This window comes from Neorhizobium alkalisoli (assembly GCF_002968635.1).
In the GTDB taxonomy this organism is placed as follows: Bacteria; Pseudomonadota; Alphaproteobacteria; order Rhizobiales; family Rhizobiaceae; genus Neorhizobium; species Neorhizobium alkalisoli.
Map to the genome: position 1 here is coordinate 200,776 of NZ_PVBN01000002.1, position 25,266 is coordinate 226,041.

At 59.5% G+C, this 25,266-nt stretch carries 24 protein-coding genes and 1 pseudogene; 11 read left to right on the forward strand and 14 right to left on the reverse strand.

The genetic code is table 11. The features are described from left to right. Positions 1 to 106: 106 nt before the first annotated feature. The 4 genes from hspQ to C5L13_RS28655 all read right to left on the reverse strand — a co-directional run bounded on the left by hspQ (position 107) and on the right by C5L13_RS28655 (position 2,914). On the reverse strand, positions 107 to 436 hold the full coding sequence (hspQ, locus tag C5L13_RS05430; RefSeq protein WP_105382255.1) for a heat shock protein HspQ: 330 nt from the start codon (positions 434 to 436) through the stop codon (positions 107 to 109). A 308-nt stretch (positions 437 to 744) separates the two neighbouring features. Further along, entirely contained in the window at positions 745 to 2,154 is a 1,410-nt protein-coding gene (gene glnA / locus C5L13_RS05435) for a type I glutamate--ammonia ligase (protein WP_105382256.1), read from the reverse strand. A gap of 58 nt (positions 2,155 to 2,212) precedes the next feature. Beyond that, entirely contained in the window at positions 2,213 to 2,551 is a 339-nt protein-coding gene (locus C5L13_RS05440; protein WP_003515720.1) for a P-II family nitrogen regulator, read from the reverse strand. Between the two features lie 6 nt (positions 2,552 to 2,557). Continuing rightward, a complete protein-coding gene (locus C5L13_RS28655) occupies positions 2,558 to 2,914 on the reverse strand; it encodes a hypothetical protein (protein ID WP_158693389.1) in 357 nt (118 codons plus the stop codon). Between C5L13_RS28655 and C5L13_RS05445 the strand changes: the two genes are divergently transcribed. After that, positions 2,894 to 4,375 (forward strand): NAD(P)H-hydrate dehydratase, encoded by a 1,482-nt coding sequence (locus C5L13_RS05445; RefSeq protein WP_105382622.1) that lies wholly within the window; start codon positions 2,894 to 2,896, stop codon positions 4,373 to 4,375. The two genes, C5L13_RS28655 and C5L13_RS05445, sit on opposite strands and share 21 nt — an antisense overlap. Here the strand turns inward: C5L13_RS05445 and C5L13_RS05450 are convergent. Beyond that, positions 4,372 to 5,184 (reverse strand): DUF72 domain-containing protein, encoded by an 813-nt coding sequence (locus tag C5L13_RS05450; protein WP_105382257.1) that lies wholly within the window; start codon positions 5,182 to 5,184, stop codon positions 4,372 to 4,374. The two genes, C5L13_RS05445 and C5L13_RS05450, sit on opposite strands and share 4 nt — an antisense overlap. A gap of 25 nt (positions 5,185 to 5,209) precedes the next feature. After that, positions 5,210 to 8,131, reverse strand: coding sequence for an excinuclease ABC subunit UvrA (gene uvrA / locus C5L13_RS05455; protein WP_105382623.1), 2,922 nt, complete (start codon positions 8,129 to 8,131; stop codon positions 5,210 to 5,212). A 245-nt stretch (positions 8,132 to 8,376) separates the two neighbouring features. Between uvrA and C5L13_RS05460 the strand changes: the two genes are divergently transcribed. Then, positions 8,377 to 8,910 carry a single-stranded DNA-binding protein gene (locus C5L13_RS05460; protein WP_105382258.1) on the forward strand — a complete coding sequence of 178 codons (534 nt, stop codon included), beginning with the start codon at positions 8,377 to 8,379 and terminating at the stop codon, positions 8,908 to 8,910. A gap of 55 nt (positions 8,911 to 8,965) precedes the next feature. Here C5L13_RS05460 and C5L13_RS05465 read toward each other — a convergent pair. Further along, positions 8,966 to 10,139: pseudogene (locus C5L13_RS05465) on the reverse strand (HPP family protein). 82 nt (positions 10,140 to 10,221) lie between these two features. Next, the gene (locus C5L13_RS05470; protein WP_105382259.1) at positions 10,222 to 10,851 is read right to left on the reverse strand and encodes a MarC family protein; all 630 of its coding nucleotides are present in this window, start codon (positions 10,849 to 10,851) and stop codon (positions 10,222 to 10,224) included. Positions 10,852 to 11,077: 226 nt separating this feature from the next. Here C5L13_RS05470 and gyrA point away from each other — a divergent pair, with 226 nt between their 5' ends. Continuing rightward, positions 11,078 to 13,918, forward strand: a complete 2,841-nt coding sequence (gene gyrA, locus C5L13_RS05475) for a DNA gyrase subunit A (protein ID WP_105382260.1) — start codon at positions 11,078 to 11,080, stop codon at positions 13,916 to 13,918. A gap of 128 nt (positions 13,919 to 14,046) precedes the next feature. Here the strand turns inward: gyrA and C5L13_RS28915 are convergent, their stop codons facing one another. Beyond that, on the reverse strand, positions 14,047 to 14,184 hold the full coding sequence (locus C5L13_RS28915; protein WP_162711614.1) for a hypothetical protein: 138 nt from the start codon (positions 14,182 to 14,184) through the stop codon (positions 14,047 to 14,049). 34 nt (positions 14,185 to 14,218) lie between these two features. After that, the gene (locus C5L13_RS05480) at positions 14,219 to 14,374 is read right to left on the reverse strand and encodes a hypothetical protein (protein WP_158693390.1); all 156 of its coding nucleotides are present in this window, start codon (positions 14,372 to 14,374) and stop codon (positions 14,219 to 14,221) included. Between the two features lie 433 nt (positions 14,375 to 14,807). Between C5L13_RS05480 and coaD the strand changes: the two genes are divergently transcribed. The 5 genes from coaD to tgt all read left to right on the forward strand — a co-directional run bounded on the left by coaD (position 14,808) and on the right by tgt (position 18,749). Further along, entirely contained in the window at positions 14,808 to 15,302 is a 495-nt protein-coding gene (coaD, locus tag C5L13_RS05485) for a pantetheine-phosphate adenylyltransferase (protein WP_105382262.1), read from the forward strand. Between the two features lie 27 nt (positions 15,303 to 15,329). Further along, complete coding sequence (locus C5L13_RS05490; RefSeq protein WP_105382263.1) at positions 15,330 to 15,902, forward strand: peptidylprolyl isomerase; 573 nt, start codon at positions 15,330 to 15,332, stop codon at positions 15,900 to 15,902. Positions 15,903 to 15,960: 58 nt separating this feature from the next. Continuing rightward, positions 15,961 to 16,470, forward strand: coding sequence for a peptidylprolyl isomerase (locus C5L13_RS05495; protein WP_105382264.1), 510 nt, complete (start codon positions 15,961 to 15,963; stop codon positions 16,468 to 16,470). 66 nt (positions 16,471 to 16,536) lie between these two features. Beyond that, positions 16,537 to 17,622: a tRNA preQ1(34) S-adenosylmethionine ribosyltransferase-isomerase QueA gene (queA, locus tag C5L13_RS05500; protein WP_105382624.1), complete on the forward strand. Its 1,086-nt coding sequence runs from the start codon at positions 16,537 to 16,539 to the stop codon at positions 17,620 to 17,622. Continuing rightward, on the forward strand, positions 17,619 to 18,749 hold the full coding sequence (gene tgt / locus C5L13_RS05505) for a tRNA guanosine(34) transglycosylase Tgt (RefSeq protein ID WP_105382265.1): 1,131 nt from the start codon (positions 17,619 to 17,621) through the stop codon (positions 18,747 to 18,749). The genes queA and tgt overlap by 4 nt, the downstream gene beginning before the upstream one ends. 18 nt (positions 18,750 to 18,767) lie before the next feature. On the opposite strand, the gene C5L13_RS05510 is transcribed toward tgt, so the two are convergent. Further along, entirely contained in the window at positions 18,768 to 19,193 is a 426-nt protein-coding gene (locus tag C5L13_RS05510) for a DUF4864 domain-containing protein (RefSeq protein ID WP_105382266.1), read from the reverse strand. 281 nt (positions 19,194 to 19,474) lie between these two features. Here C5L13_RS05510 and C5L13_RS05520 point away from each other — a divergent pair, with 281 nt between their 5' ends. From C5L13_RS05520 to C5L13_RS05530, 3 genes are all read left to right on the forward strand, one after another. Further along, on the forward strand, positions 19,475 to 20,629 hold the full coding sequence (locus C5L13_RS05520) for an MFS transporter (protein WP_158693391.1): 1,155 nt from the start codon (positions 19,475 to 19,477) through the stop codon (positions 20,627 to 20,629). A gap of 123 nt (positions 20,630 to 20,752) precedes the next feature. Beyond that, the gene (locus tag C5L13_RS05525; protein WP_105382269.1) at positions 20,753 to 21,337 is read left to right on the forward strand and encodes a J domain-containing protein; all 585 of its coding nucleotides are present in this window, start codon (positions 20,753 to 20,755) and stop codon (positions 21,335 to 21,337) included. A gap of 75 nt (positions 21,338 to 21,412) precedes the next feature. Next, the gene (locus C5L13_RS05530; RefSeq protein ID WP_105382270.1) at positions 21,413 to 21,892 is read left to right on the forward strand and encodes a GNAT family N-acetyltransferase; all 480 of its coding nucleotides are present in this window, start codon (positions 21,413 to 21,415) and stop codon (positions 21,890 to 21,892) included. 110 nt (positions 21,893 to 22,002) lie between these two features. On the opposite strand, the gene C5L13_RS05535 is transcribed toward C5L13_RS05530, so the two are convergent. The 3 genes from C5L13_RS05535 to metG are packed head-to-tail and all read right to left on the reverse strand — an operon-like array spanning position 22,003 to position 25,193. Next, a complete protein-coding gene (locus tag C5L13_RS05535) occupies positions 22,003 to 22,824 on the reverse strand; it encodes an MBL fold metallo-hydrolase (protein WP_105382271.1) in 822 nt (273 codons plus the stop codon). A 2-nt stretch (positions 22,825 to 22,826) separates the two neighbouring features. Further along, positions 22,827 to 23,609 carry a TatD family hydrolase gene (locus tag C5L13_RS05540; RefSeq protein WP_105382272.1) on the reverse strand — a complete coding sequence of 261 codons (783 nt, stop codon included), beginning with the start codon at positions 23,607 to 23,609 and terminating at the stop codon, positions 22,827 to 22,829. Positions 23,610 to 23,624: 15 nt separating this feature from the next. Beyond that, complete coding sequence (metG, locus tag C5L13_RS05545; protein ID WP_280952598.1) at positions 23,625 to 25,193, reverse strand: methionine--tRNA ligase; 1,569 nt, start codon at positions 25,191 to 25,193, stop codon at positions 23,625 to 23,627. Positions 25,194 to 25,266: the final 73 nt, after the last annotated feature.

Below are 25,266 nucleotides of genomic sequence, written 5' to 3' on the forward strand. Positions count from 1 at the left end.
TTTCATTTGAGGAAAAGCCCGACCTTCGCCGGGCTTTTCTGTTAGGTGGTCCTGACAAGAAAGGCGCCGGCTGATGCCGACGCCTTTTTGCGATTTACGATGCCGATCAGTGAGCCAGAATGACCTTGGGCTTCAGCTGGCCTGACGGACCGCGATCGAAGATCTGGTAGACCTGAGGATTGCGTAAGGGGGCATCGCTCTCGTCATGTTCCAGGTTTTGTTCCGAAACATAAGCGACATATTCCGTCTCGTCGTTCTCCGCGAGGAGATGGTAGAAGGGCTGGTCCTTGTTGGGCCGGATTTCGACCGGAATGGCATTCCACCATTCTTCGGAATTGGCGTATTCCGGATCCACATCGAACACGACGCCCCGAAACGGAAAGACCTTGTGGCGGACCACCTCTCCGATTGTAAACTTAGCGTTACGTTGTTTCATGGTGCGATGTCCTTTCGCATCCTAATGTGGGAATAGAATTCCCTGACATCAAGAGAGTAATGCGCACCGCCCACCATCGTTCCATGGATAGACTTAGGCAGGTATCTGTCTGCTTGGTTCTGTCGTTGCCGAGATTACGTCATGGAGGATAAGAACGATCGCGACGGCATGACAATACTCGAAAGTCTCATCGAGAAGAACACGGCCGCGAGATTGGAAACCGGCGGCATCTCGTGAAGGGGCGCCCGTAAAAGGTAACGGCGGGCCTGAGCCCGCCGTTCGGAAATGCCGATTGCAGAAGCGCCGGATCAGGCCGAGTAGTACATGTCGAATTCGACCGGATGCGGGGTCATTTCGAAGCGCATGACTTCCGTCATCTTCAGCTCGATATAGGCGTCGATCTGGTCGTCGTCGAAGACGCCGCCGGCGGTCAGGAACTTGCGGTCGCGATCGAGGTTTTCGAGCGCTTCGCGCAGCGAGCCGCAAACCGTTGGGATCTTCTTGAGCTCCTTCGGCGGCAGGTCGTAAAGGTCCTTGTCCATGGCCTTGCCAGGATGGATCTTGTTCTTGATGCCGTCGAGGCCGGCCATCAGCATGGCGGCGAAACCGAGATAGGGGTTTGCCAGCGGATCCGGGAACCGGACTTCGACGCGCTTCGACTTCGGCCCGGTTCCGAACGGAATACGGCACGAAGCGGAGCGGTTACGCGCTGAGTAGGCGAGCAGCACCGGCGCTTCATAACCCGGGACGAGACGCTTGTAGGAGTTCGTCGTCGGGTTGGTGAAGGCGTTGATCGCCTTGGCATGCTTGATGATGCCGCCGATGTAGAAGAGGCAGCTTTCGGAAAGGCCGGCATATTCGTCGCCGGCGAAGGTCGGCTTGCCGTCCTTCCAGATCGACTGGTGTACGTGCATGCCCGAACCATTGTCGCCGAAGACCGGCTTGGGCATGAAGGTCGCGGTCTTGCCATAGGCATTGGCGACCTGATGCACGACGTATTTGTAGATCTGGATCTTGTCGGCGTTGCGCACCAGCGTGTCGAACTTCACGCCGAGTTCGTGCTGAGCGGAGGCGACTTCGTGGTGATGCTTTTCGACGACCACGCCCATTTCGGTCAGCACCGTCAGCATTTCCGAGCGCATGTCCTGCAGGCTGTCGACCGGCGGTACCGGGAAATAGCCGCCCTTGACGCGCGGCCGGTGCCCGAGGTTGCCGGTTTCGTAATCGGTGTCGTCGTTGGAAGGCAGTTCCGACGAATCCAGCTTGAAGCCGGTATTATAGGGGTCTGCCTTGTATTTGACGTCGTCGAAGACGAAGAATTCCGGTTCCGGGCCGACGAAGATGGTGTCGCCGATACCGGACGCCTTCAGATAGGCTTCTGCCTTTTTGGCAGTTCCGCGCGGGTCGCGGTTATAGGCCTCGCCGGAAATCGGATCGAGGATGTCGCAGAAGATGACCATCGTCGACTGCGCAAAGAAAGGGTCCATATGCACCGTGGCGGGGTCGGGCATGAGCACCATGTCGGACTCGTTGATGGCCTTCCAGCCGCCGATCGAGGAACCGTCGAACATGACGCCGTCGGCGAACATGTCCTCGTCGACCGATGCAATGTCCATGGTGACGTGCTGCAGTTTGCCCCGCGGGTCGGTAAAGCGCAGGTCTACGAACTTGACGTCGTTTTCCTTGATTTGTTTCATGATTTCGCTTGCGCTCGTCATATGACCTTCCTCGATGTAAGATGACGATGAAGCCCGGGGCCGGCGGCCGCGGGGCGGATTAGATGGCGTCTACGCCCGTTTCACCAGTGCGGATGCGGATGACCTCCTCCACATTGGAGACGAATATCTTGCCATCCCCGATCCGTCCAGTCTGTGCGGCGTTACGAATCGCTTCTATGACCGCTTCCGCGTTTTCGTCAGCCAGGACAACCTCCACCTTAACCTTCGGCAGAAAGTCGACGACGTATTCCGCACCGCGATAGAGCTCCGTATGGCCCTTCTGACGGCCGAAACCCTTTGCTTCGGTGACGGTGATTCCCTGCAAGCCGACCTCCTGAAGGGCTTCCTTCACTTCATCCAGCTTAAAAGGTTTAATGATCGCTTCGATCTTTTTCATGAGAAACTATCTCTCCGCTTCTCCCTTGAAGCAGGCTTTTACCCGCTCGGCCATGCCAATGCAGTTATCGTGCCAAACTCGGAAGGGACTTTCAAAAAAATAATGCGTTTTTGAGCGAAATCCCCGCAGAACGGCGTGTTCCGTGGCGAAAATGCTTCCACTTTTTCCGATTTTTGTGCGTTGCGGTGCCAGAATGGACGTTTTTCGGCATTTTCTCGAAACGTGAGGAAATGCGAATACAAGCAGGGTTATGATTAATATAAAGGCAAATGCATATTTTTTGTGCTGGTCGAGGATTGCATCTCCGCTTGTTTTTTGACCATCTTTGCGTTCAATAGCAGCATGGGCCTTTCCATCGATCATTTGCTTCTGACACCGAACGAAATGACCGCAGCCGACACCGCCGCTGCTCGGTCCGGGATACTCTCGTTCGACCTGATGGAACGGGCAGGGCGAGCCGTTGCGGCGTCCGCCTTGCGGAATTTCTCCTCAGCATTACGCTTCGTCGTCCTCTGCGGCCCAGGCAACAATGGCGGCGACGGTTATGTCGCTGCACGCGCGCTGGCTGAGGCGGGCGCGTCCGTCGATGTCTTCCATCTCGGTGAGCCGGAGGGACTGCAAGGGGATGCGCGGCGCGCACGCGACCTCTGGGAAAGATCGTCCAAGCCGCTCGAATGCTATCAACCCGAGCAAGGTGATGTCGTAGTCGATGCCCTTTTCGGCGCCGGCTTGAGGCGGGACGTGCCGGAAGCCGTGGCGCTGGTGATCGCCAAGGTGGACGAGGCGAAAGTCCCTGTTCTGGCGGTCGATCTGCCCTCCGGTCTCTGCGGCCGCCGCGGCGTGCCGCTCGGCGCGTCTTTCACGGCCCGACATACCGTCACCTTCATGACCCGCAAGCCGGGACATCTGCTGTTGCCGGGGCGGTCACTCTGCGGAGACATCGAAGTTTTCGACATAGGCATTCCGGCTCGGATCATCCGTTCCGTTGCTGGCAAGATCCGTGAAAATAGCCCGCCTCTCTGGCGTGATCTGGTTCCGGCGCCGGAAGCGGGGACGCACAAATACCGGCGCGGGCATCTGGTTGTTTTTTCCGGCGAGGGGGCGAGGACAGGGGCCGCCCGGCTTGCGGCCACGGCGGGTCTGAAAGCCGGCGCGGGACTGGTAACCGTTTCGTCACCCGCCGATGCCTTGCCGGTCAATGCCTCGTCGCTCACCGCCGTCATGCTGCGTCAGGTCGACGAACTGAGCGATCTCCAGAGCTGGATGGGTTCGGCAAAGCTCTCTGCCTTCGTGCTCGGCCCCGGTTTCGGCGTCGGCGAGAAAACTCGTCAATTCGTCCTGACGCTCAAGGATCGGCCGCTGGTGCTGGATGCCGACGGCATCACATCCTTCAGGGAGCAGCCCTCGAAACTCTTCGACGCGTTTGCTGAGGGCGAGACCCGCCTAGTGCTGACACCGCACGAGGGCGAATTCTCCCGACTGTTTCCCGACCTAGCTGCGGATGTCCATCTCGGCAAAGTGGAGAGGGCAGTGCAGGCGGCGGCGCGGGCGCGCGCCGTCGTGGTCTACAAGGGGGCCGACACCGTCATCGCCAGTCCGGAGGGAGAAGCTTACATCAACGCCAACGGACCGCCATGGCTGGCGACAGCCGGTTCCGGCGACGTGCTGGCCGGCATGATCGGCGCGCTCCTGGCGCAAGGCATGCCCGCTTTCGAAGCAGCGGCCGCCGGCGTCTACCTGCATGGCGAGGCGGGAAAGCGTGCGGGCAGGGGCGTGACGGCGGAGGATCTAGCCGCTCACGCGGGGGTCGCGCTGACCGGCTAGTTTTTGTTTTCCAGAAGTTCGCTCATTGCCATTGCCCCGTAGGGAGCGTTGACTTTGCCTTCATGGATGAAGAAGGCGAAGACGTCGCGCGGCTCCTTCTTCGGCTTGTGGCTTTCATCGATCAAAGGCAGGTCGTCCGGCACGCCGCCTTCCGCCCAAGTTTCCAGTCTGCGCGCCCACGCCTTCATATCCTTCTCGGCATAACAGGTCTTGATATCGTCCGAACCCTTTTGCAGACGGGTATAGACGAAATCGGCGGTGACGTCGGCGATCATCGGATAGTCGAAATGATCGGCGCAAACCGGCGCGATATTGTATTTGGCAAGCAAGGCAACGAATTCGGGTACTTTGAAGCTGTCGTGTCGAACTTCGACCGCATGCGTGAGTTTCAGCCCGTCCAAGGTGTTGGGAAGCAGTTTCAGGAACGCTTCAAAGTCGTCGGGCTCGAATTTCTTGGTCGGCGCGAACTGCCAGAGCAGCGGCCCAAGGTGGCTCCCGAGCTCCGTCAGGCCTTGCGACAGGAACCTCTCGATCGACTCTCCAGCTTCCGCCAAGACCTTGCGGTTGGTGGTGAAACGGCTGGCCTTCAATGAAAAAATGAAACCCTCGGGCACTTCGGAGGCCCATTTGGCAAAGGTCTCCGGCTTTTGCGAGCCATAATAGGTTCCATTGACCTCGATGACCTTCAGCTTGCTGGCCGCGAACTCGAGTTGCTTCTTCTTCGCCAATTTTTCGGGATAGAACGTTCCCTCCCACGGCTCGAAGGTCCAGCCGCCGATGCCCGTCCGGATGATGCCGGCTTTTTTCATGAGTTCCCTCCATCCCGTTACCCGACTATTCCGCCGCTTCCACCTTCTTCGCAGGTCGGCGCTCCAGCAGTTCCTTGAGGAAGTGGCCCGTATAGGAGCGTTTTTCCTTGACGACCTGCTCGGGCGTGCCGTACGCGACCACCTCGCCACCGCCCGTGCCGCCTTCCGGCCCGACGTCGATGATCCAGTCGGCCGTCTTGATGACTTCGAGATTGTGCTCGATCACCACCACGGAGTTACCCTGGTTTACCAGCTCATGCAGCATTTCCAGGAGCTTGGCGACATCGTGGAAATGCAGTCCCGTCGTCGGCTCGTCGAGGATGTAAAGCGTACGTCCGGTCGAGCGTTTCGACAGTTCCTTGGCTAGCTTGACGCGTTGCGCCTCGCCACCCGAAAGCGTATTGGCCTGCTGGCCGACCTTGATATAACCGAGACCGACATCGAAGAGCGACTGCAGCTTGTCGCGCACCGCCGGCACCGCGGAGAAGAACTCCACCCCTTCCTCGACCGTCATGTCCAGCACGTCGGCGATCGACTTGCCCTTGAAATGCACGTCGAGCGTCTCGCGATTGTAGCGCTTGCCATGGCAGACATCGCAGGTGACATAGACATCCGGCAGGAAGTGCATCTCGATCTTGATGACGCCGTCGCCCTGGCAGGCCTCGCAACGGCCGCCCTTGACGTTGAACGAGAAGCGGCCGGGCGCATAACCGCGTGCCTTGGCTTCCGGCAAGCCGGCAAACCAGTCACGGATCGGCGTGAAGGCGCCGGTATAGGTCGCCGGGTTGGAACGCGGCGTGCGGCCGATCGGCGACTGGTCGATGTCGATGACCTTGTCGATGAATTCGAAGCCGTCGATCTTGTCGTGTTCGGCAGGTATTTCGCGCGCACCCATGACGCGGCGTGCGGCAGCCTTGTAGAGCGTCTCGATGAGAAACGTGGACTTGCCTCCGCCGGATACGCCGGTAACGGCCGTGAAGACGCCGAGCGGAATGGCGGCGGTGACATTCTTGAGATTGTTGCCGCGTGCGCCAAAAACCTTGATTTCCTTGCCCTTCTTGGGCTTGCGGCGCTCCATCGGAACCGGCACGCCGAGTTCGCCCGACAGATATTTGCCGGTCAGCGACTTGGGGTTGGCCATGATGTCCTTTGGCCCACCCTGCGCTACCACCTGGCCGCCGTGGATACCGGCGGCCGGGCCGATGTCGACCACATAGTCCGCCGTCAGAATAGCGTCTTCGTCATGTTCGACGACGATCACCGTATTGCCGATGTCACGCAGGTGCTTCAACGTCTCGAGCAGCCGCGCATTGTCGCGCTGGTGCAGGCCGATCGAGGGCTCGTCCAACACGTAAAGCACGCCAGTGAGGCCCGAACCGATCTGCGAGGCGAGACGAATGCGCTGGCTTTCGCCGCCCGAAAGCGTGCCGGAATTGCGGGAGAGGCTGAGATAATCCAGGCCCACATCGTTCAGGAACCGCAGTCGCTCGCGAATCTCCTTCAAGATCCGCACCGCAATTTCGTTCTGCTTGGCGTTCAGAGCCTCCGGCAGGGTCACGAACCAATCGCGGGCCGCCCTGATCGACATCTCCGTGACCTGTCCGATATGCAGCGTGTTGATCTTCACTGCCAGCGCTTCCGGCTTCAGGCGATAGCCATTGCAAGCCGGGCAAGGGGCGGCGGACATGTAACGCTCGATATCCTCGCGCGCCCAGGCGGAATCCGTCTCCTTCCACCGCCGTTCGAGGTTCGGAACGATCCCCTCGAAATTTTTCACGGTTTTATAGGACCGAGCGCCATCGGCGTAGTGGAACTCGATCTTCTCTTCCGTGCCATGAAGGATCGCCTTCTGGGCCTCTTCCGGAAGTTCGTTCCAGCGGTTGGAAAGCTTGAATCCGAAAGCCTTGCCGAGCGCCTCGAGTGTCTGATTGTAGTAGGGCGAGGTCGATTTCGCCCAGGGCGAGATGGCGCCGTCGCGCAAGGTACGGCCCGGTTCGGGGACGATCAGGTTTTCGTCCACCTTCTGCTGCGAACCCAGACCGTCGCAGGTCGGGCAGGCGCCGAAGGGATTGTTGAACGAGAAAAGCCGCGGCTCGATCTCCGGAATGGTGAAGCCTGAAACGGGGCAGGCGAATTTTTCCGAAAACAACACGCGCTCGTGCGTCTCGTTCAATGACTTGTTGGCCGAACCACCGGCGGCGGTCTCTTCCGCCGGTAGCGGCTTGTCGGCGAATTCGGCGACTGCCAGGCCATCGGCGAGCTTCAGCGAGGTTTCGAGACTGTCCGCCAGACGGGCCCCGATGTCGGCGCGCACGACGAGGCGATCCACAACCACGTCGATATCGTGCTTGTATTTCTTGTCGAGTGCCGGAACCTCGGCGATCTCGTAGAACTGGCCATCGACCTTGACGCGCTGAAAACCCTTCTTCATCAGATCGGCGAGTTCTTTTTTATACTCGCCCTTTCGTCCGCGGATCATCGGGGCGAGGATATAAAGCCGCGTGCCTTCCTCGAAGGCGAGAATGCGGTCGACCATCTGGCTGACCGTCTGGCTTTCGATCGGCAAACCTGTCGCCGGCGAATAGGGCACCCCGACACGCGCAAAGAGCAGGCGCATATAGTCGTATATCTCGGTGACGGTTCCCACCGTCGAACGCGGATTTCGCGACGTCGTCTTCTGTTCGATGGAAATCGCCGGCGAAAGCCCGTCGATCTGGTCGACGTCCGGCTTCTGCATCATTTCCAGAAACTGGCGTGCATAGGCCGACAGGCTTTCCACATAACGCCGCTGGCCTTCCGCATAGATCGTGTCGAAGGCGAGGGACGATTTGCCCGAGCCGGAAAGGCCGGTCATGACGATCAGCGAATTGCGCGGCAGATCGAGATCGATGCCCTTAAGGTTATGCTCACGCGCGCCACGTATGGAAATGGTTTTGAGTTCACTCATCATCATGCTCTTTGGGAGGATCGAGGTCCTTATGTAGTGATTGATCCGTGCCTGTCGAGACGAAACTGCTGCGATTGCGGGCGGTTCCGAGTCGGTTGACAGCACTATAGGAATAAAATAGAACAAATAAAGAACAATTTGCCTGTGGATTAAAAATCATGGATGCCCAACCGGGCGGATCGATGGGCTAAAGTGACACGATTGGTTTCAAGGCCGCAAAGCAGGCGGCGGACGAGGTGAGAGTTATGGCTGGCAGCGTGAACAAGGTGATCCTGATTGGGAATGTAGGCGCCGATCCGGAAATTCGCCGCACGCAAGACGGCCGTCCGATCGCCAATCTTCGCATCGCGACTTCGGAGACCTGGCGTGACCGCAATTCCGGCGAGCGGCGGGAAAAGACCGAATGGCACAGTGTCGTGGTCTTCAACGAAGGCCTCTGCAAGGTCGTCGAGCAGTATGTGAAGAAAGGTGCAAAGCTCTATATCGAGGGCGCGCTGCAGACCCGCAAATGGCAGGATCAGACCGGCAACGATCGGTATTCGACCGAAATCGTTCTGCAGGGGTTCAACTCGACGCTGACGATGTTGGACGGTCGCGGTGAGGGCGGCGGCGATCGTGGCGCCCGTGGTGGCAATGACTTCGGCGGTGACGACTTCGGTGGCGGTTATGGCGGCGCAAGCGACAATGACCGCCGGCCCTCCGGCGGTTCGAGCCGCGGCGGCAACCAGCCTTCCGGCGGCAATTTTTCACGCGATCTCGACGACGATATTCCGTTCTGATCGAAACGACTCCCGCCGGCCCGCCGTACCTGTGGGCAACCGCCCGCCCGCTGTTTCAAGCGGTCAGGCGGGTTTCCGTATTCTGGTTCGCGCTGTCCGCGAGCATCGCCACCAGCACGTCCGACTGCGATAGTATCCCCACCAGCTTGTTGGTTTTGCCGGTCACCGGCAGATAGTGCAGCCCTTCTTCCGCGAAGATGACGATCGCGTCGGCAATCGGTGTGTCGGGTGCGACGGTCCGGACGGGTGTGGTCATGATATCCTTGACGGTATCGTTCGGGGCGCTTGCTCCGGAGAGCACAAGCCGGAGCCGCTGGACAAAGCCAATTCGCGGTCGCCCCTTGGTCCAGGTCGCCTTGTCCAGGAAATCCGTCTGGGTGATGATGCCGACGACCTCCGCGCGGTCGTTGGTAACCGGCAGCGCCCGGAAATGGTGGCTGCGCATCACGTCCTGCGCCTCTTTCAGCGAATTGTCGGGGGCGACCGCCACAACATCGCGAGACATGATGCTCGCGCAGTCGAGATGCGTGGCGCGCCGGCGGTAGGATCGCAGCTCGGTTCTTCTGAGGATAGTCTCCAGGTCGTCGCGATCGATATCCAGAAATTCGTCATATTCCTTCAGGACATCGTCGAGATCGGATGATGTAAAGCCGATCCGCTGCATCGGAGCAGGGTCGGTGGTTCCGTGATCGGTCGCCGGCGGCTTGATGGAGTGAGGGTAGGGGCGCCCCGTCAGGTTGTTGAAGATCAGAGCGAGAAGCAGCAAGGCGAGCGAGTTGCCGGCCACCGGCCACAATACGAAACCGTATCCCAGGTCATGAATGGCAGGCCCGCCGAGGACGGCGGTCAGCGCGATTGCTCCGCTTGGCGGGTGCAGGCATCTCAGTGCCATCATTGCGGCGATCGCGACGCCGATGGCGATCGCGGATGCCAGGAACGGGTCGTTTATCGCGAGCGCCGCAGTGACGCCCACAAATGCGGCAACGGTATTGCCGCAGAGAATCGACCAGGGTTGGGGCAAGGGGACTGGACGGAACCGCAAACAGAAGAACTGCCGAGGCCCCCATCGGAGCGATCAGTGCCGGAAGAGAGGCATCGGCCCGCAGCGCCAGACTGCCAAGAAAACCTGTTGCGAGGATCCCGGCCAGGGCTCCCGAGGCTGCGCGCAGCCGTTCTTTCGTACTGATGGAGGTGGCTTCGGGAAGAAGCCGCCACAACACACGCCGCATGATAAGACCTTCTTTGATTCCTGTTGCGGCGGCTTTTAGCAGAAAAACCTAAAATGTCGCGCCCTATGACGGTCTCGTATTGCTAGAGATTGAAGGCGGAGCGGACGCCGTCGAGCACGAACTGCACCGAGAGAGCGGCCAGGATGACGCCGAGCAGCCGCGTGAGAATTGCGCGGCCGGTCACGCCGAGAAAACGATCAAGCCGCTCGGCCACCAGAAGCGTCACATAGACGAGCATCATGATCAGCGCGATGACCCCGATCAGCAGAGCCCGGTCGAATGGGCCGGGGAAGGCGCCCGCAAGCAGTACGGTGGCGGAGATGGCGCCGGGGCCGGCTATCAATGGAAGCGCCAGCGGAAAGACTGCGATATTGTGAAGATGGTCTATGGTGATTGCGGCCTGAGACGTCTTCTCCTTCCGCTCCTGGCGTTTTTCAAAGACCATTTCGAAAGATATCCAGAAGAGCAGCAAACCGCCCGCGATGCGGAAAGCGCCGATCGATATCCCCAGCAGACCCAGGACGTTCGACCCGAACAGGGCAAAGAGCGCTAGGATGCCGAAGGCGATCAGGGAGCCACGAAACGCGACGTGGCGGCGCTGGATTCCCGTCATGCCGACCGTCAGGCCGAGAAAGACCGGCGCCAGCCCCGGTGGATCGAGCGTTACGAGCATCGTGGTCAACGCATTGACCAGCATATCGGGGCTTGCCATATCTTCTCCTGCTGTGCTGCGATCCTTGCAGTCGGACTTGAAGATTGTTAGGACAGGCGCACGGTTTAGGAAAGCCCGCCTCACGGCTTTCTGCCGTCGTCGCGTGCCAGGGAAAATGCCTGGAAAAGACCGCAAAAGCTGTTCAAAACGACGGTGGAAATTGGCGCTCGGAACCGCTTTCCGCTATAAAAAAGAAACTGATTCCGAACAGAGATCGTGATCCGATTTGACTGAGCAAAGCACACCCGGCGGCGGAAAGCTGCCTCCAGGCATTGAACCCATTTCCATTATGGAAGAGATGCAGCGGTCCTATCTCGATTACGCCATGAGCGTGATCGTCAGCCGCGCGCTTCCAGACGTGCGCGACGGACTGAAACCGGTCCACCGGCGCATCCTCTACGGCATGTCGGAACTCGGCATCGACTGGAACAAGAAATACGTCAAATGCGCCCGCGTTACCGGGGACGTGATGGGTAAGTTCCATCCGCACGGCAACTCGGCGATCTATGACGCGCTGGCGCGCATGGCGCAGGATTGGTCACTCCGCCTGCCGCTGATCGATGGTCAGGGCAATTTCGGTTCGATCGACGGCGACCCGCCGGCGGCCGAACGTTACACCGAATGCCGCCTCGAGAAAGCTGCCCACGCCCTGCTCGACGATCTCGACAAGGAAACCGTCGATTTCCGCGACAACTACGATGGCACGCTTTCCGAGCCTGTCGTGGTGCCGGCAAAATTCCCGAACCTGCTGGTCAACGGGGCAGGCGGCATCGCTGTCGGTATGGCGACCAATATCCCGCCGCACAATCTCTCGGAAGTGATCAACGGTTGCATTGCCCTGATTGACAATCCGGCGATCGAACTGCCGGAAATAATGGACATCATTCCCGGTCCGGATTTTCCGACAGGCGCCCTGATCCTCGGGCGTTCCGGCATTCGTTCCGCTTATGAAACCGGACGAGGATCGGTCATCATGCGCGGCGTTGCGGCGATCGAGCCGATGCGCGGCGATCGCGAACAGATCATCATCACCGAAGTTCCCTTTCAGGTGAACAAGGCGGCGATGGTTGAAAAGATCGGCGAACTGGTGCGCGAAAAGCGTATCGAAGGCATTTCCGATCTGCGTGACGAGTCCGACCGCCAAGGTTATCGCGTCGTGGTGGAGCTGAAGCGCGATGCGAATGCGGAAGTGATACTTAATCAGCTTTATCGCTACACGCCGCTGCAGACCTCGTTCGGCTGCAATATGGTGGCGCTCAACGGCGGCAAGCCGGAACAGCTCACGCTGCTCGACATGCTGAGGGCCTTCGTGTCCTTCCGCGAGGAAGTCGTCAGCCGCCGTACGAAGTACTTGCTGCGCAAGGCCCGTGAGCGTGCCCACGTCTTGGTCGGTCTGGCGATTGCAGTTGCCAATATCGACGAGATCATTCTTCTGATCCGTCGCGCGCCCGATCCGCAAACGGCGCGTGAGCAGTTGATGACGCGTCGCTGGCCCGCGGCGGACGTAGAATCCCTGATTCGGTTGATCGATGACCCGCGCCACAAGATCAACGAGGACGGCACCTACAACCTTTCGGAAGAACAGGCCCGCGCTATCCTCGAGCTCCGTCTCGCTCGTCTGACGGCGCTTGGCCGTGACGAAATCGGCGACGAATTGAACAAGATCGGCGCCGAGATCAGCGACTATCTCGATATCCTGTCGTCGAGGCTGCGCATCCAGCAGATCGTCAAGGACGAAATGGCCGCGGTGCGCGACGAATTCGGCACGCCGCGCCGTACCGAAATCATGGAAGGCGGTCCGGACATGGACGATGAGGATCTCATCGCCCGTGAAGACATGGTCGTGACCGTTTCCCATCTTGGCTATATCAAGCGCGTGTCGCTCGGCACCTATCGTGCCCAGCGCCGCGGCGGCAAGGGCCGGTCCGGCATGGCGACGCGGGACGAGGATTTCGTCACGCGCCTGTTCGTGGCGAACACCCATACCCCGGTTCTGTTCTTCTCGTCGCGCGGCATCGTGTACAAGGAAAAGGTCTGGCGCCTGCCGATCGGTACACCGCAATCGCGCGGCAAGGCGCTGATCAACATGCTGCCGCTGGAGCCCGGCGAACGCATCACGACGATCATGCCGCTGCCCGAGGACGAAGCGACCTGGGAGAACCTGGACGTGATGTTCTCGACCACCCGCGGCACCGTTCGCCGCAACAAGCTGTCGGACTTCGTGCAGGTGAACCGCAACGGCAAGATCGCCATGAAGCTGGAGGAGGAGGGCGACGAAATCCTCTCCGTGGAGACCTGCAAGGGCCCCAACCTCGACCTCAGTGAGCCCGGCGACGACGTGCTTCTGACGACCGCGCTCGGACAGTGCATCCGCTTCCCCGTCGACGACGTGCGTGTCTTTGCCGGCCGCAATTCGATCGGTGTGCGCGGCATCTCGCTCGGCGAAGGCGACCGCATCATCTCGATGACGATTGTCGGCCATGTCGATGCAGAACCGTGGGAACGCGCATCCTACCTCAAGCGCTCGGCTGCCGAACGGCGTGCCGCAGGTGTCGACGAGGAGGACATCGCGTTGGTCGGCGAGGAAGTCACCGAAGAGGGACAGCTTCCTGACGATCGCTACGAGTATCTCAAGGAACACGAACAGTTCGTGCTGACGGTCTCCGAAAAGGGCTTCGGCAAGCGCTCGTCCTCCTACGATTTCCGAACCTCGGGTCGCGGCGGCAAGGGTATCCGCGCCACCGACACCTCCAAGACGGCGGAGATCGGCGAGCTTGTGGCTGCATTCCCGGTCGAGGACAACGATCAGATCATGCTCGTCTCGAACGGCGGTGTGCTGATCCGCGTACCGGTTAACGGCATCCGCATCGCCAGCCGTGCGACCAAGGGTGTGACGATCTTCTCGACAGCGAAGGATGAAAAAGTCGTCTCGGTCGAGCGCATCAGCGAGCCGGAAAGCGACGAGGAAAACGGCAACGGCCTGCCGGAAGAGATAACCGCAGAAACCGGTGATCTCGGAGCTGCCCCGGATGAAGGTCCGGCAAACGACGAGGGTGCGGCCGAATAGGTCGCACCATTCTCAGCAGTTGAATGTTTTGAATAAAATAAAAGCCGGAGGATCAAAAATCCTCCGGCTTTTCTTTGAACTGGCTGCGACGGGAGTCTGCGAACGCTCAGTTCACTACCGTGAAATGGTCAAAATGCACTGTGGCGTTTTGCGAAGTCACGAAAATCCTTCATGTCCTCGCGTTCACGGCGAAGCTCGGAAATCGTGGAGGCCACGGATGCCACGAACATGATGCTGATCAAGCCTGCAAGTACAGTCAACGTCACGAACATGGTTATCCTTTCTTGGGCGTTTACCGCATCAGTAATAGGAAAGGTCGTTGTAGTTTCCAGTTACCTGCGGATAGTTCAGATCTATCAAATCGGATTTATCTTGATAAAGGGTGACTGTTGCAGTCAACATTACAGCGATCATTGCCGTCCACACCAGGTTGATCATGGTGATCTTGTCAGGCATGATCGTTTTCCTCTTCGCGATCATCTCCGTCTGTCCTTCTTGTTTGCCTGAACGCGCATCGCGCAAACAGGTTCCACCGCATTTTGAGAGAGACTTACCTAGGCCGCTCTGAAGCATCCTTGAACGCTCTGTTCATCTGGCGTTCAGAATTCAAGGTCGTCAGGCTTGGCTTGCCTCGTAAGCAACGACTATGGCTTCCACAGCCAGGGTGAAGACAACCGCCGTCAATACCATGACTGCCAGCATTCTCTTCGTCTCTCCCTCGGTATGGACGGGTTTGTCTCCGTCACGGTGTCCATAGACCATACTTGCTGTGAAACCCGCTTGAACGGGCCATTCATCTCTTGTTCAGAAAGGGAGGGGCGCTTGCAGATGCCCCGCTTCCATGACAAAAGGCGCAGGAAATTCTGTTGAAACAGGCCAAGACCTAAGCATGACAACTGCTTTTTATCCCGGCTCCTTCGATCCGATGACACACGGCCATCTGGATGTGCTCGTGCAGGCGCTCAATGTGGCGGAGAAGGTGATCGTTGCGATCGGCGTTCACCCGGGTAAGGTGCCGATGTTCAGCTTTGAGGAAAGGGCGGAGCTCATCCGCGCGTCGCTCGCCGAAGCTGTGCCCCAAAAGACAAATTCGGTTTCGGTTGTTTCTTTCGACAAACTGGTCGTCGATGCGGCAAGGACGAGCGGCGCAACGCTTCTCATTCGGGGTCTGCGCGATGGTACCGACCTCGACTACGAGATGCAGATGGCCGGCATGAACCGCCAGATGGCTCCCGATATCCAGACGGTCTTCCTGCCGGCCGGCACCGCCTCGCGGCCCATTACCGCCACATTGGTCCGGCAGATCGCCTCCATGGGCGGCGACGTGAGCGCCTTCGTTCCTGCAGCAGTCCTTAAGGCGCTGAACAACAAGCTGAAACGCTGATCGTTTCCGAAATCCGGAGTTCCTGTCATGAAACTGTTTCGTCTCGCTATTGCCGGCGCTTTTGCCTTTGCTTCGATGGTCGTGCCGGCCGCGGCAGCACCTGACGACTTCCTGACCGTCCAGCTGAAGGACGGGCCGGTGGTGATCCAGCTGATGCCGGAGACTGCACCCAAACATGTGGCCCAGGTCAAGGCGCTTGCCGCCAAGGGCGCCTACGACAATGTCGTGTTCCACCGGGTGATCGACGGGTTCATGGCGCAGACCGGCGACGTCGAGTTCGGCAAGCAGGACGGCAAGAACTTCAACCCGGCGCGCGCCGGCACCGGCGGCTCCGATCTGCCGGACCTTCCGGCCGAATTCTCGAAGGTGCCGTTCCAGCGCGGTACCGTCGGCATGGCGCGTTCGCAGGATCCGAATTCCGCCAATTCGCAGTTTTTCATCATGTTCGATGAGGGGGCCTTCCTGAACGGACAGTACACGGTGGTCGGCAAGGTGGTGTCCGGCATGGAATTCGTCGACAAGATCAAGCGTGGACAGGGCCGCAACGGCGAAGTGACGAACCCCGACAAGATGATCAAGGTCACCGTCGGCAAGAAATAGGCAAAAGGTCGCCCAGCCGCGGACGAACGTCCCGGGCGCCGCATAAAGGAGAAAGCACATGGCCGAGATCAAGGATCCGGAAAACACTCTCATCATGGAAACGACCAAGGGCAAGGTCGTCATCTCCCTCCTGCCGGATCTGGCTCCCGGCCATGTCGCGCGCATCAAGGAGCTTGCTCGCGAGAATGCCTATGACGGCGTGGTATTCCACCGCGTTATCCCGGATTTCATGGCGCAGACAGGCGACGTGAAGTTCGGCAAACAAGGGGGAGAGAGCTTCAACCCGGCACGTGCCGGCATGGGCGGCTCCGAAAAGCCGGATCTGAAGGCTGAATTTTCCGCTGTCCCGCACGTCCGCGGCACATGCTCCATGGCCCGCTCGCAGAACCCGAACTCGGCGAACTCGCAGTTCTTCATCTGCTTCACGGATGCTCCGTGGCTCAACAAGCAGTACACGGTCTGGGGACAGGTTATCGAAGGCATGGACTTCATCGACCAGATCAAGAAGGGCGAACCCGTCAAGGATCCGGATTCGATCGTTTCTGTGCGGGTCGCCGCAGACGTCTGATTTCAATTGAACGAAGACCCGCTCTGCCTTTTGGGTGGGGCGGGTTTCGCTTTTCTGGATTTTTTCATGCGCGTTGATCTGTTCGATTTCGATCTGCCGGACGAAAATATTGCGCTGCGGCCCGCCAGCCCTCGCGACAGCGCGCGGCTGCTTGTCGTCCGGCCCGATGGGGGGGCACGACTTGCCGATCACCGCGTGTCCGACTTGGCCCAGTTCCTCAAGGCTGGAGACGCGCTGGTTTTCAACGATACCAAGGTCATTCCGGCGCAGCTCGAAGGCCAGCGGATCAGGGAGGGCGGGCATGAACTTCCGGTGTCTGCGACCCTTCACATGCGGGCCGGCCCCGAACGCTGGAAGGCATTTGCCAGACCCGGCAAGCGTATCAAGGTCGGCGACCGTATCGCCTTCGGCCACACCGGAAATGCCTGCCTGCTCGGAACTTTGAACGCAACGGTCGAGGCAAAGGGCGAGGGGGGAGAAATCACCCTGCTGTTCGATCTCACCGGGCCGGCGCTGGACGAAGCGATCATGACCGTAGGGCACATTCCGCTGCCGCCCTATATCGCCGACAAGCGGCCCGAGGACGACCGCGACCGGAAGGACTACCAGACCGTCTATGCCAGGGAAAACGGTGCCGTCGCGGCGCCGACCGCCGGCCTGCATTTTACGCCGGAGCTGTTTGCGACACTCGACGCAGCAGGTATCGAGCGACATTTCGTGACGCTGCATGTCGGCGCCGGTACTTTTCTTCCCGTCAAGGCAGATGATACGGCCGATCATAAAATGCATGAGGAAATCGGTCATGTGAGCGTCGAGACGGCTTCGCTGCTGAACGGCGTCAAGGCGAGGGGCGGCCGGATCGTCTGCGTCGGCACCACCTCGTTGCGCCTCATCGAAAGTGCGGCAACAGAAGATGGCAGCATTCAGCCCTGGAGCGGAGCGACGGATATTTTCATCACGCCCGGTTACCGCTTCAAGGCGGTGGATATGCTGATGACCAACTTCCACCTGCCGAAGTCGACCCTTTTCATGCTGGTATCCGCTTTTTCAGGGCTCGAGACCATGCGCTCGGCCTATACCCACGCAATTCAATCCGGCTATCGCTTCTATTCCTATGGCGACGCAAGCCTTCTTTTCCGGGCCTCAAAATGACCGAGACGTTTCAGTTCAATCTCAAGGCTACCGACGGCGGCGCGCGCCTCGGCGAGATCACCATGCCGCGGGGCGCGATACGGACCCCCGCCTTCATGCCGGTCGGCACCGTCGGTACGGTCAAGGCGATGTATCTGGATCAGGTACGCGATACCGGCGCCGATATCATCCTTGGCAACACCTACCACCTGATGCTGCGGCCGGGCGCTGAACGGGTCGCACGTCTGGGCGGGCTTCACAATCTTATCCGCTGGTCCCACCCGATCCTGACCGATAGCGGCGGATTCCAGGTCATGTCCCTTTCGGGCCTGCGCAAGCTCGATGAGAAGGGTGTTACCTTCAAGAGCCATGTCGACGGCAGCCTGCACCACATGTCTCCGGAGCGTTCGATCGAGATCCAGGGTCTGCTGGGCTCCGACATTCAGATGCAGCTTGACGAATGCGTGGCACTGCCGGCGGAGCCCAAGGAAATCGAAAGGGCTATGGAATTGTCTCTGCGCTGGGCGGAGCGTTGCCGCGTCGCGTTCGGAGACCAGCCGGGCAAGGCGATGTTCGGCATTGTCCAGGGGGGCGATCAGCCGGACCTGCGAATCCGGTCGGCGGAAGGGCTGAAGCAGCTGGATCTCAAGGGATATGCAGTCGGCGGTCTCGCTGTTGGAGAGCCGCAGGATGTGATGCTGAAGATGCTGGAAACCACATTGCCGGTGCTGCCGTCGGAAAAGCCCCGCTACCTGATGGGCGTCGGGACACCGGACGACATCCTGAAGTCCGTGGCACGCGGCATCGACATGTTCGACTGCGTCATGCCGACCCGCTCCGGTCGTCACGGGCTGGCTTTTACGCGGCGCGGCAAGGTCAACATTCGCAATGCCCGTCATGCGGAAGACCTGCGCCCGCTGGATGAGGAATCGAGCTGCCCGGCCGCGCGCGATTATTCTCGCGCCTATCTGCATCATCTCGTCCGTTCCGACGAAGCCCTCGGCGGCATGCTGTTGTCCTGGAACAACCTGCATTACTACCAGGATCTGATGAAAGGCATCCGCCAGTCGATTGCCGAAGGCCGTTTTGCCGATTTTTATGCGGAGACGCAGGAAACCTGGGCCAAGGGCGACCTCGACCCGGTGTAAGGCCGGAAGCGGGAAGGATCAGATGCCCTGGCTTGCGGTATTGCGGATCATCCGCACGCCGTTCACCTTGTAGGAACCGTCGTCCATCAGCCGCATCTCGTAGATCGCGGTCCAGTCCTTCCCTTCCTTGGCGCTGATCATCACCTCCTGCAGTACGACCTCGCCGCCGCCGATCATCTTGGAGCGGCCGAAAGCATAGTTGCCGGCGTCATAGACCGGCTCGTAGGTCTGTCTCACCATATTCAGGAACTGATCCTTGTTCGGATAGAGGCTACGGATGCCGGGCGAGGCGAAAGAATAGGCTTTCTCGGCGTCGTTTTTCTTCAATGCATCGATCTGGTGGGAAATAACGGCCTGCGCCTCCGCAACCGGATCTTCGGCTCTGGGATCGGTGGCGGAAAAGAGGACGAAACTCAGAACGACGGCAAGAAATCGAACGGGCATCGGTTCTCTCCAGGTGAGGGTACAAGAAGCCTAGCGCCTTTCCGTTGAAGGGGAAGATGGCCCATGCAAATTTTTCGGGCCGAGCCTTTGGAGAAGGCAGCCGAAGCCGGATGTTTGGAATGGATCGCGGCTGCAGGCGAGGGCGGTCCTGATCGGCGTCTTTCCGATCTTTCCTCTTCTCTTGCCGACGCAAGGCAGATTTCCGTTATCGGTGCTTGTCGGCTTCCTCCGCCGCTGGCAGGAAGGGCTCGGGATCTGTGATTCGCCCGGACAGCAATTTCATGAAGTTTCTTTTGCCTCCCGCGCTGCTTTATTTCAGCAACGCCATATTGTTCATTTCGCTCTTTACCCGGCTGCCCGCCATCCAGGCTTCGATGGGCATCGACAAGGCCGTTCTGGGATTTGCCTTGTTGAGCGCGCCCGTCGGAACGTTTCTGGCGCTGCCGATCGCCGGGCGCATCACCGATAGATTCACCCCGAGGCTGACCGCGCTCGTGACCTTGCCGCTTTGTGCCTTGCTGACGCCCGCGCTCACAGTTCTGCCGGTCGGCGGTTTCCTTTTGTGTTTCTTTTTCTTTGGTTTCTTCCGCACGATTTTCGACGTGGCAGCCAATATGATTTCGGCGGGCATCGAGCAGCGCAGCGGGACGAAGATATTGGCGCGCTCCCACGGTTTCTGGTCGGTGGGACTTCTGGTCGGCTCCTTGTGCTCAGGCTTCCTGGCCGAGAAGGCGATAACCCCCTTTGTCCAGCAGACGATGGCGGCTGCATTCGTCATCGCAGCCTGTCTGTTGGTATTCGCTATTACGCCAAAAGACGTCGCTCCGGAGATCCAACCGGATCGAAGGCGATCAGCTTACGTACTGCCGGATCGCACTATCCTGCTGATCTGCGTCATGGTGTTCGGTCTCTGCATCGTCGAAGGCGCGATTTACGATTGGGGAATCTTCTTCCTCCGGGAAGAGCTCGGCGCCGATCCGGCGATCGCGGGCGTGCTTTACGCGGCCTTCACGATCGGCATGGGATTGACCCGGCTCTCGGGGGACATGCTGCGGGACAGTTTCGGTCCGATCATCCTGGTGCGGGCTTCGGCCATTTCCGTTGCTGTCGGCATCACGCTGCTGGTGATAGCGCCGGGGCACATATCCGCAGGGGTCGCGCTCTTTCTGATCGGCTGCGGCGTTGCGCTCGCCTTTCCATTGGCCGTCTCGGCCACGATCACGCTCGGCAAGGGCAAGCCGTCGGAAAATCTTGCAGCGCTGTCGCTGACGCTGATGCTCTCGACCATCGGCGTCCCGCCACTTTTGGGGTTCATTGCCGAACATGTCAGTCTTGTCGCGACCTTCCTGGTCCTGTTGCCATGCGTTGTCGTCAGCTTCCTGATGGCGCCGGTTTCGGACGGCCGACGCCCGTCGTGGTTTTCGCAATTCAAATAGGTTGTGGGAAACGCGGGCAGGGCATCGGTGCCCCTAAATTGGCCACAAGAATGGATAATGGGTTGAGCCCGTGGGCCTTAGCCGTTACGACGATGAAATTGATTGCCGAAAGCAGGTGACACTGTGATCGACCCTTATGAGATGCTTGGTGTTTCCCGCGAGGCGGATGGCGCAGCCATCAAATCGGCCTATCGCAGACGTGCGAAAAGCGTCCACCCCGATGCCGGCGGAGACGTCGACGCCTTCAGTAAGCTGACGATGTCCTATGAACTGCTGTCCGACCCGGTCCGTCGCAAGGTTTATGACGATACCGGCTACGATCCGGAACTTGCCGATACCAAGGATCTGCAAGGCCTTGTGATCCTGGAGACGCTGGTCAACGAGATCATTCTGGATGAACGCGAGCCGGGAAGCTTCGATCCGGTCGCTGCCATGCGCCGAAAGCTGACCGACAAGATCGTCAATGCGCGCTTCCATATTCTCGAAATGGAGCGGCATCGGGCGCGGATCCGCAACCATATCGACCGCATCGGCAGGAAGCCGGATTCGGATGTTCTCGGGCGCATGCTGAGATCGCGCTGCGAAGCCATCGACGATGCGATAAGCAAGGCGGAGACCGAGATCGGAAATATCGAGCAGGCCTACGGCATGCTTGATGGATACTCCTACGAGCTTGAGGCGCCGGAGATCAAGACCGCCGCCGAGTAGTGCCGACGAGGCCGGCTTGACATGGCATGTTGCTTCGAGACATAGCTTTAGCTCTTTATTTCTAAAGGATTTTTCATGGCGCTGACCTTACGTGAGGCCGTTCGGGAAGATGCGGCGACGCTTCTCGGTTTCATTCGCGAGTTGGCGATCTACGAAAAGGCCGAACACGAAGTTGCCGCGACCGTCGAAACAATCGAGGGATCGATCTTCGGACCAAACTCGGTGACGCGCGCCTTGATATGTGAACACCACGGCGAACCGGTCGGCATGGCGATCTGGTTCTACAGCTATTCCACCTGGCAGGCCAGGAACGGACTTTACCTCGAGGACCTCTATGTCACGCCGAAGGCCCGCGGACTGGGCGCCGGCAAGGCCATGTTGAAGCGGCTGGCGCAGATCGCGCTGGAGAACGGCTGCGGCCGCTTCGAATGGAGTGTGCTCGATTGGAACGAGCCGGCGATCCGCGTCTACGAAGCGATCGGCGCCGATCCGATGAGCGAATGGATTCGCTACCGGCTGACCGGCGACAGGCTGAAAGCTTTCGCAGACAGCTGAGGAGGAGGCGACCTAGGCAGGGGAAGCCGTCGCCACTCTACTCCAACTCTATATGAAGATCACATAAGATAGATTATGGAACTAGCGGATATCCACAAAACGGACTGTAGCTAGAGATCGACTTCGATTTCGAAAGCCAGGCCGTCATAGGCCGGCTCCACATGCGGCGGCGTTTCGCCCATGACCGTCTCGTAATCCAGAGGAATATGCATGTGGGTCAGGATAGCGTGCTTCGGCGCAAACCGAGCTATCCATTCAAGCGCCTGTTCGATCGAGAGATGGCTTGGGTGATAACGGTATTGCAGTGAATCGATGATCAATACATCGAGGCCACCCAGCTTGCTGACGCTTTCCGCCGGAAAGTCGCTGACATCGCTGCAATAAGCCACGCCGCCGATTCTGAAGCCGAGCGAATTGATGTCGCCGTGGACCTGCATATGCGGCAGGAAGCGGATCGGCCCGCCGGGGCCATCAATGATGATTGGCTCCTCCATGGTCTCGATGAGCACGGGACGGACGATCGGCGGATAACTTCCGCCCGGCGGAGTTTCAAGGCAGTAGCGGAACCCCTGGCGGATACGCTCCATGGTGAACGGGTCGGCATAGATTGGAATGCGGTGCTTCTGAAGGATGAAAAAGCCACGCAGGTCGTCGATGCCGTGCAGGTGATCGGCATGGGCATGGGTGTAGAGAACCGCATCGACGCGCTGCACGCGGTTGGCGATCATCTGCTCCCGGAAGTCGGGCCCGGTATCGACCACCACGACAGTGCTGCCGCCGTCCGGCCCGATCTGTTCGACCATGAAGGCGGCACGGGTGCGCCTGTTCCTCGGATTGCTCGGATCGCAGGCCCCCCAGTCTCCATTCAGCCGTGGAACGCCGGGCGACGACGCGCAGCCTAAGATGGTGAAGCGCCGACGATAGCGAGCCACGGTCAGAGCCTCGGCATCCTGGAGAAGATCCGAAACGCGTTCTCGGTCGTGATCCGCGCGATCTCCTCGTAGCTGACGCCCTTGCACTCGGCCAGAACCTCGGCCGTGTTGACCACGTATGAAGGCTCGTTGCGTTTGCCGCGCCAGCGTTTGGGCGCCAGATAAGGTGCATCGGTCTCGACCAAAAGCCGGTCGAGCGGCACGCTTCTGGCAATCTCCCTCAGATCCTCCGATTTCGGAAAGGTCAGAATGCCGGAAAACGAGACATAACCGCCGAGTTCCACGCCTATGCGGGCGAGTTCGGCACCCGACGAGAAGCAATGCAGGATGAAGGGAAACGTCCCCTTCCCGCTTTCTGTCGTCAGAATTTCGATCATGTCGTCGTCGGCGCTGCGGCTGTGAATGACCAGCGGCAGCCCGGTCTGACGTGCCGCAGCAATATGCCGGATCAAGCCGGTCTTCTGGTCGGCGGGTGTCTGCGTGTCGTAGAAATAGTCGAGGCCGGCTTCGCCGATCGCGACGATTTTTTGGTGGGCATTCGCAAGACGAACCAGGTCCTCCGTCTGAATGTCGAGCTCGTCGCCGGCATTGTTCGGATGGGTTCCGACCGAGCAGAAGACGGAGGGATATCTCTCCGTGATCGCCAAGAGTCCGTCGAGTTTCAGCACCCGAGTCGAGATCGTCACCATCTGCGTTACGCCCGATTCATGGGCGCGCGCGATGATCGCATCGCGTTCTTCTGCAAAATCGGAAAAATCCAGATGGCAGTGAGTATCGATCAGCATGGCAAGCCTTGAGCCTCAGGCAGTCGCTTCCGGAGCTACATAACGCGGAAAGACCGGCGTCGGCGCCTCCAGCTGGGTTCCGGGTTTCAGGCGCCCGGCTTCGCCAAGCGCCGCGAAGCTGCGACCGTCGGCCCCGACAGCGAGCAGATCAAGCAGTCTTGCCGATGATTCCGGCATGAACGGCTGCAACAGGATTGCGATCTGCCGCACTACTTCGGCCGTGACATAAAGCACGGTGCCCATGCGCGCCTGATCCGTCTTTCTGAGGACCCATGGCGCCTGCGCGGCGAAATAGCGGTCGGTTTCAGAGACGACGCCGATGACCGCCGCCAGCGCCCGGTGAATGGCCTGCTTGTCCATATCCGCGCGGCAGGTTTCGAGCAGCGCGTCGGCGGCCGCCATCAACTCCTTGTCGGCATCGGTCAATTCGCCCGGCTCAGGCAATTTGCCGTCGCAATTTTTGACGATCATCGAGAGAGACCGGCTTGCGAGATTGCCAATGCCATTGGCGAGGTCGGCATTGACCCGTGCAGCTATGAGCTGTTCGTTGCAATTGCCGTCATGGCCGAAGGAGATTTCACGGCAAAGATAGTAGCGCACGTAGTCGAGCCCGAACTGTACGATGAGCTCGAACGGATCCACGACATTGCCGAGGGATTTCGACATCTTCTCGCCGTTGTTCAAAACGAAGCCGTGCGCGAAGACGCGCTTGGGCAGCGGCAGCCGCGCCGACATGAGGAACGCAGGCCAATAGACGGCGTGGAAGCGGATGATGTCCTTGCCGATGATGTGTACGTCTGCCGGCCAGTACTTTGCACGGGGATCGCTGGTATCATCCAGATAGCCGGTTGCGGTGAGGTAGTTGGTAAGCGCGTCGACCCAGACATACATCACATGCGCCGGATCGTTCGGTACCTTGATACCCCAGTCAAAGGTGGTGCGGGAAACCGAAAGGTCCTTGAGGCCGGATTTCACGAAGGAAATCACTTCGTTGCGGCGCTCGTTGGGACCGATGAAATCGGGATTTTCCTCATAGTGCTTCAGAAGCTTGTCGCCATAGGCCGAGAGCTTGAAGAAATAGCTCGACTCCTCGACCCATTCGACGGGCGTCCCTTGAGGCCCATAGCGCACACCGTCGCGGACTTCGGTCTCGCTCTCGGCGTAGTAGGCTTCGTCGCGCACCGAATACCAGCCGGCATAGGTGTCCTTGTAGATATCGCCGTTTTCCGCCATCCGGTTCCAGATATCTTTCGACGCCTCGTGATGACGCGGTTCGGTGGTGCGGATGAAGTCGTCGTTGGACGCGTTCAGCAGCTTCCCCATCTGACGGAATTCGCTGGAATTGCGCTCCGCCAACGCTTCCGGGGTGACGCCCTCGGCGCGCGCGGTCTGCTGCATCTTCTGGCCGTGCTCGTCCGTGCCGGTGAGAAAGAAGACATCCTTTCCATCGAGGCGCTGGAAACGCGCCATGGCATCGGTCGCAATCAATTCGTAGGCATGCCCGATATGCGGCTTGCCGTTCGGATAGGAGATCGCGGTGGTGATGTAATAAGGCGTCTTGTCGGACATGAGGCACTCGGACACTTTGAAAAAGAGTTGATGCCGCTCTTAGCGTATGTTTTGCGGATGCGAAACACAAAGTTCCTTGCGGGGTTCC